Origin of the sequence: Idiomarina sp. UBA4206 (genome assembly GCF_002383015.1) — a bacterium.
GTDB lineage: Bacteria > Pseudomonadota > Gammaproteobacteria > Enterobacterales > Alteromonadaceae > Idiomarina > Idiomarina abyssalis.
Genome location: NZ_DFTS01000075.1, coordinates 38,317 through 44,199, shown reverse-complemented (window position 1 = coordinate 44,199; position 5,883 = coordinate 38,317). Strand labels below are relative to the sequence as shown.

Genomic DNA, 5,883 nt, shown 5'->3' with positions numbered 1-5,883 from the left:
AGTCTGGCAACCATTTGTATGACCACTGCCAGTGCTTCCCGCGCTCATGCAAAGCACGGGTTAATGGAAAACTTCTGGCTTATTCGGGTGCTTCCGGGGTTATCTTTAGGCGCTATGACCGGCGCGTTTTTGGTGACCATTATTGACCCCGACTGGTTAAAGCGCATTTTCTCCATTGTATTAATTGCGCTGGCCATTCGCATGCTATTTCCGCAGAAAACCGGCGAGCCATTAACCTCGGTATCTAAGCGTTTAGTGGCTTTAGGCAGTTACATTATTGGTACCATTTCTGGCTTGGTGGGTATTGGTGGCGGCGCGCTCACCGTACCTTTTTTAAGCCGTATGCGGCTACCGGTGCGCCAGGCTATTGCCATTTCGTCGCTGGGCAGTTTTATCATAGGCTGCAGCTCGGTGGTTATGTTTATTTTAAACGGCTGGTTGTCAGGCCGTGAAACCGGTGCCTTTGGGTTAATCAACATACCGGCCTGGGTAGGCATTTCCGTAGCCTCGGTGTTATTCGCTCCGCTGGGTGCTAAACTGGCGCACAAATTACCGGTAAAACAGCTGCAGCGCGTATTTGCAGCCTTTCTTATTCTGGTTGCCATACAACTTATTTTTAATTAACCATAAAGCAGGGAGTACAAGCAGTGCCGTCAAATGACTATTGGCAGTTTCCCGCCATTGATCCTGTTATTTTCAGTATTGGGTTTATCGACATTCGCTGGTACGGCCTGGCTTACTTAGCCGCTTTTGCCTTTGCGTATTTCTGGGGCATGCGTCAAACCGAAAAAGACCCGAACTGGAGCAAAGAACAATTCAGTGACTTGCTGTTCTGGGGCTTTATTGGCGTTATTGTCGGCGGCCGTGTCGGTTATACATTCTTTTATCAGTTCGAACGCTTTGTTGATAACCCACTGTACTTGTTTTACATACACGAAGGCGGCATGTCCTTCCACGGCGGTTTACTGGGTGTTATTGCCGCTATGTACCTTTATGCCCGAAAAAAACAACGTTCGTTCCTGCAGGTGGGCGACTTTGTCGCTCCATTAGTGCCTATGGGGCTGTTCTTCGGACGCATTGGTAACTTTATTAACGGCGAGCTTTGGGGCCGTGCGGCCGAAGTGCCATGGGCAATGTACTTCCCCAGCGGCGGACCGGTACCGCGGCATCCGTCGCAGTTATACGAAGCCTTGTTAGAAGGCTTGCTGTTGTTTGCCGTTATTATCTGGTTCCAGCGTAAACCGCGCGGAGTTGGTGCTGTCAGCGGTTTGTTCCTGCTCGGCTACGGTGTGGCTCGTTTCATAGTTGAGTTTTTCCGCGAACCGGACGCTCACCTAGGCCTGCTGTCTTTAGGCATGTCCATGGGTCAATGGCTAACTCTGCCAATGATCATCCTGGGTATCATTCTGATGGTTCGTGCCAAGCCCCGCGCTTAAAACGGGGCTTGGGGGACACGGCTGTTGGGTCACATGTTTCGCTTGAGCGTTAAGGGGCGCTATGCCAGAGACGCTGCAAGTTTATCCATGAACGCTTGACGAAGGCCATCCATGGCCTTCGACACTCTGGCATAGCGCCCCTCAACACTCATAACGCTTACATGCGCCCCAACAGCCGTTTATCAGCCCCAGCTCTGTTCTAATCTATACAGCAAATGGGTACTTTATTGGATCGTGGCACTGGTAACCGCTAACCGTGAAATCATCTTTGCTCACCCAAGTTTCAATGTCTTCTAAAGATTTTATCTCAGGGTTAATGTGCAACTTCGGCGACGGGAAAGGTTCGCGCTTTAGTTGCACATCTCGCATTAACTCCAACTGGTTCTCATAAATGTGAGCGTTCACTATCTTGTGATACGCCTTGCCTGGTTTGTGCCCGGTAATCTGTGCCACCAAAGCCAGCAGAACAAAGCACTGAATTTGGTTAAAGTTAAGCCCCAGCGGTACATCGCAACTGCGTTGGTATGAGGTTAGGTAAAGCGTGTCGCCTAACAGCGAAAAGTTGTGGGTATGCATGCACGGGCGCAAACAACCCAATTCAAATTCGCCGGGGTTATAGAAGGTCACTATTTCACCGCGGTCATCAATGCCTTTTGACAGGTTATTAACTACTTTTTTCAACTGATCTAAGTGGCTGCCGTCCGGTTTTTGCCATGAACGTCCCTGTACTCCGTAAACGCGACCCATGTCATCTTCGCCTTGGCGGTTAGGGTTATTCAGCCATGCCTGGTTTTCATTGGCATTGGCGTCCCAGGTTTTGCAGCCAATATCACGAAACTGAGCCGCGCTGTCGTAGCCACGCAGATACCCTAAAAGCTCAGCAATAGCTGACTTGTAATAGCTCTTTCGGGTGGTAATGAGTGGGAATTGGTTGTTGGCAACGTCGTACTCTAAGTCGGCGTTTATAATCGTTAGGCAGTTAATGCCTGTACGTTCGTTTTTAACCCAAACACCTTCGTCGACAATGCGTTGGCACAGCTCTAAGTATTGTTTCATTTTTTATATAAAATTGTGTTGTGCGTAATGTTTTATATCGTACCTGATGCAATGGCATCAGGCTACAGCTTATGGTTAACAGCCTTGGCACTGAGCCGAAGTCCGGCGGGAGCAAGCAGTTTTTCGATGATAGATAAACGCGGATCGGTCTTGCCTTTTTCAATGTCGCGCAATGTTCTATCGGCCACCCCAAGAAACTTTGCGTAATGAGCCTGATTCATCCCATATAATTCCGTTCTGATTCTCTTAATTGCAGCTCCGAGAGAGATATCGCCACTAGCCAATGCCTCTTCTATATCTTTTATTATCGCTCTGCGATCTTCTATTGATAAATTATCCATTGTGTACACCGAAACTTGCTAATTTACTTTCAAGGTTGTTAAAACCAATGGCAGGGAACTCCAGTATTTCGCGAGGACAACCATGCTGCTCTAATAAAACAGGAACACCAATTAACTTTTTCGCTAAGCTGTTCAGGAACGCCATCAACTCATCAGGTTTGCAATACTCTGTAAGCTCTTTAACCACGTTATCAAAGCGAACTATGCCGCCTTCTTCACAATCTTTTCCCCACTTAAATAAGCGGGTGACCATTTCAGGGTCTGCTTTCATCGGCGCAAAGTCGTAGATAGGGGCAAATTGAATATCACCCTCTAATTTTAAAAATGAGATATTACGCCCGTGGTTGTCTGAATTTCCGAAAGCTAAATTCAATAAATCTCTTGCCAGATACTGTTTAGCAAACTCCTGGCTCGACATCTGGGTGGTGGCTTTTATTTTATTCCAGATGTTCTCCATGACAAAAAAGTGATCCTGGTAACTGCCGGGTCCCGCATTAATCATCGAATAGATACTTTCAACGCCAACCCTGGTTGCTATTGAGTTGTCAACTTGAACGTCAAACCGTGGAAGCCAAAGGCTTACTTGAGATTCATGCTCCAGCGTCATCATGCCAGACACATTAATTGTCTCAATGCTGGTACCTTCCAGTATCTTGCTCAGCACCTGATAAAAGACACCTTCCGCGCGGAGAATATTATTGTCTCTGGCAGAGCGAGTATTCCGGGCAAACTTGGTCAGGTAGGGGGTTGCAGAAAGCCGTTTACCGGCAAAGTCACCATCAATATAGACCTCGTTATTTTCAACCATAAGCAGCAGTTTGGGAGCAACACCACCAGCCCCCGTAGCACCACCTACAGCTGCCCCCTGTTCATTTGCGTACTCCAGAAAACCGTGTTGTAACTGTGCAACATCATTAATGGAAAAGCGCTGCGTGTTATGAGCGTTCAGTTGCGAAGTGGCTTCTTTAATACGCAGGTTACCAATGGGAGACATGCAGGCGTGGGTTAATAACGCATAATTCTGCTCAAACTCGCTACGTCTACTGACATTGAGGTAATTAAGCCACCAGTCCCGAGACTTCCCTACCGGCAGCAAATCGTCAAGTAATGCAGGCCAGCTTTCGTAATCGATAGGTGTCATCGTGACGGGGGCATTAACACTACAAGCCCAGCAGTCTGTCATGCCGTAGCTGTGCACGTCCTTAATGTATTGTGGAAGATAAGCTAAGGTAACACCACTTGCCATCTGTTCACCGGCAAAGCTGATGTTGGCAGCGTCCCACCATTTTTCTTCGTTAAATAGCTGAAGTGTTACGTTTTTCATTAATATCCGGCAGTTTGTTGCTGTAATTTTGTAAGAATAGCTTATAAATCGGAATCAATCTACCGTAATTTTATTGTTTATCGATCTTTTTCGGAATCAAACTGCTGTAGTCTGAGGTTCACATACATGGCGTCAGACTGCACCATAGGTTAAACTAGGGGCATGTTTTTAACGGCCGGGAATTTCAATCTATGACGCTAAAAGTCACGCTGTGCGATGACTCGAAAATGGCGCGGAAACAGCTGTTGCGCACGTTGCCGGATGACTGGGACGCTGAGGTACACCAGGCGGAGCACGGTGAGCAAGCGCTTACTTGTGTGCGTGAAGGGCGTGCTGACATTCTGTTTCTGGATTTGAACATGCCGGTAAAAGACGGCTACGAAACCCTGCAGGCCATCAAAGACGAGCAGTTAGAAACTCTGGTTATTGTGGTGTCGGGTGACATACAGCCTGAGGCGCAGAAACGCGTGCAGTCATTAGGTGCCATGGCCTTTGTGAAAAAGCCGATGAAAGCCGAGGACGTACAAACTCTGTTGCAGCAGTTCGGCCTTTACCAGCCGGCCGGTAGACAACTAAAAGTCGCCGACCAACAAACCCAGGCTCCGTCTAATCCGCTGGATGTATACCGCGAGGTTTCAAACGTTGCCATGGGCCAGGCGGGTGATCACTTAGCCCGGGTGCTGGATACCTTTATTGAGCTGCCGGTACCTAACGTCAACTTCATAGCGCCTTCTGAACTGCACATGGCCATCGAGTCTATAGACGCCAAACAGCAAGTGGCGGCGGTGAGTCAGGGGTTTTCCGGCAGCGGTATTTTAGGCGAGGCTTTAACGCTCTTTAATGAAGCGGCTATTGACGACATTGGTAAGCTGTTAGGTGCAAAACTGGGCGAAAGCGGTTCGGTGAAGCAGCAACGTATTGAGTCGTTAATGGACGTGGCCTCTATTTTATCCTCTGCCTGTTTGAACGGTTTAGGTCAGCAGTTGCATGTGGAGTTTGCGGCGTCGCAGCCGGTATTACTGGGCGAAAACCAGCCTATGCAGGAGCTACTGAAGCACGGCGAACAGCGCTGGCAGAAAATTCTGGCCATAGAAATTGGCTATCAGTTACCGGAGCACAAACTGGCGTTTGACCTTTTACTGCTGTTCCCGGCCGACGCTGTGAAAATTCTCGACCAGCAGCTGGCGCACTGGCTGCAAAGCGAAGAGGATGACCAATGATAGACGATATGGACGAGCTGCACAGCAAGCTGAGTATTCTGGGCGCCATTGATGTAGGCATTGTGGTGGTCGATAACGACAACAATATTCAGATGTGGAATGAGTTTATGCAGAACCACAGCGGTCTGCGACCCAGCGAAGTGCGCGACAAGAATTTATTCTGCTGCTGCCCGGGTATCGATGAGATCTGGTTTCAGCGTAAAATGGACCGCGTGCGGCAATTAAACTCGCGGGTGTTTATTACCTGGCAGCAACGTCCTTACGTGTTTCGTTTTCGCCACAGCCGGCCCATAAGTGGGCAGAGCGAATGGATGTACCAAAACGTGACCCTAATTCCGCTTAAGAACCCGCGTGGTGAAGTTCATCAGGTGGGCATTATTATCTACGATGTGAGTGAACAACCCAGTCATGAGTGAAGTACCCGATCCGCGTTTTGGTGGTGTGAGCCGTGTTTACGGACAACAAGCGCTTAACCATTTTCAGCAGTTACACATAGTGGTCGCCTT

General features: G+C 48.6%; 7 protein-coding genes. 4 read left to right on the top strand and 3 right to left on the bottom strand.

Annotated features, from left to right (window positions below):
- Together B3180_RS15385 and lgt are read left to right on the top strand one after the other, a co-directional pair.
- Positions 1–624, top strand: a 624-nt coding sequence (locus B3180_RS15385; RefSeq protein ID WP_286845371.1) for a sulfite exporter TauE/SafE family protein, incomplete at its 5' end; no start/stop codon positions are given.
- A 23-nt stretch (positions 625–647) separates the two neighbouring features.
- Complete coding sequence (lgt, locus tag B3180_RS15380) at positions 648–1,436, top strand: prolipoprotein diacylglyceryl transferase (RefSeq protein WP_199493650.1); 789 nt, start codon at positions 648–650, stop codon at positions 1,434–1,436.
- A gap of 204 nt (positions 1,437–1,640) precedes the next feature.
- Here the strand turns inward: lgt and B3180_RS15375 are convergent, their stop codons facing one another.
- The 3 genes from B3180_RS15375 to B3180_RS15365 form a co-directional block, all read right to left on the bottom strand.
- Positions 1,641–2,492 (bottom strand): thymidylate synthase, encoded by an 852-nt coding sequence (locus tag B3180_RS15375; RefSeq protein ID WP_278358247.1) that lies wholly within the window; start codon positions 2,490–2,492, stop codon positions 1,641–1,643.
- A gap of 62 nt (positions 2,493–2,554) precedes the next feature.
- A complete protein-coding gene (locus B3180_RS15370) occupies positions 2,555–2,833 on the bottom strand; it encodes a helix-turn-helix transcriptional regulator (protein WP_054491156.1) in 279 nt (92 codons plus the stop codon).
- Positions 2,826–4,157, bottom strand: coding sequence for a HipA domain-containing protein (locus B3180_RS15365; RefSeq protein ID WP_054491155.1), 1,332 nt, complete (start codon positions 4,155–4,157; stop codon positions 2,826–2,828). Before B3180_RS15365 ends, B3180_RS15370 begins: the two co-directional genes overlap by 8 nt.
- A 191-nt stretch (positions 4,158–4,348) precedes the next feature.
- On the opposite strand from B3180_RS15365, the gene B3180_RS15360 reads away from it, so the two are divergent.
- Positions 4,349–5,377 (top strand): response regulator, encoded by a 1,029-nt coding sequence (locus B3180_RS15360; protein WP_286845368.1) that lies wholly within the window; start codon positions 4,349–4,351, stop codon positions 5,375–5,377.
- Complete coding sequence (locus B3180_RS15355) at positions 5,374–5,793, top strand: PAS domain-containing protein (RefSeq protein WP_278358245.1); 420 nt, start codon at positions 5,374–5,376, stop codon at positions 5,791–5,793. The genes B3180_RS15360 and B3180_RS15355 overlap by 4 nt, the downstream gene beginning before the upstream one ends.
- Positions 5,794–5,883: the final 90 nt, after the last annotated feature.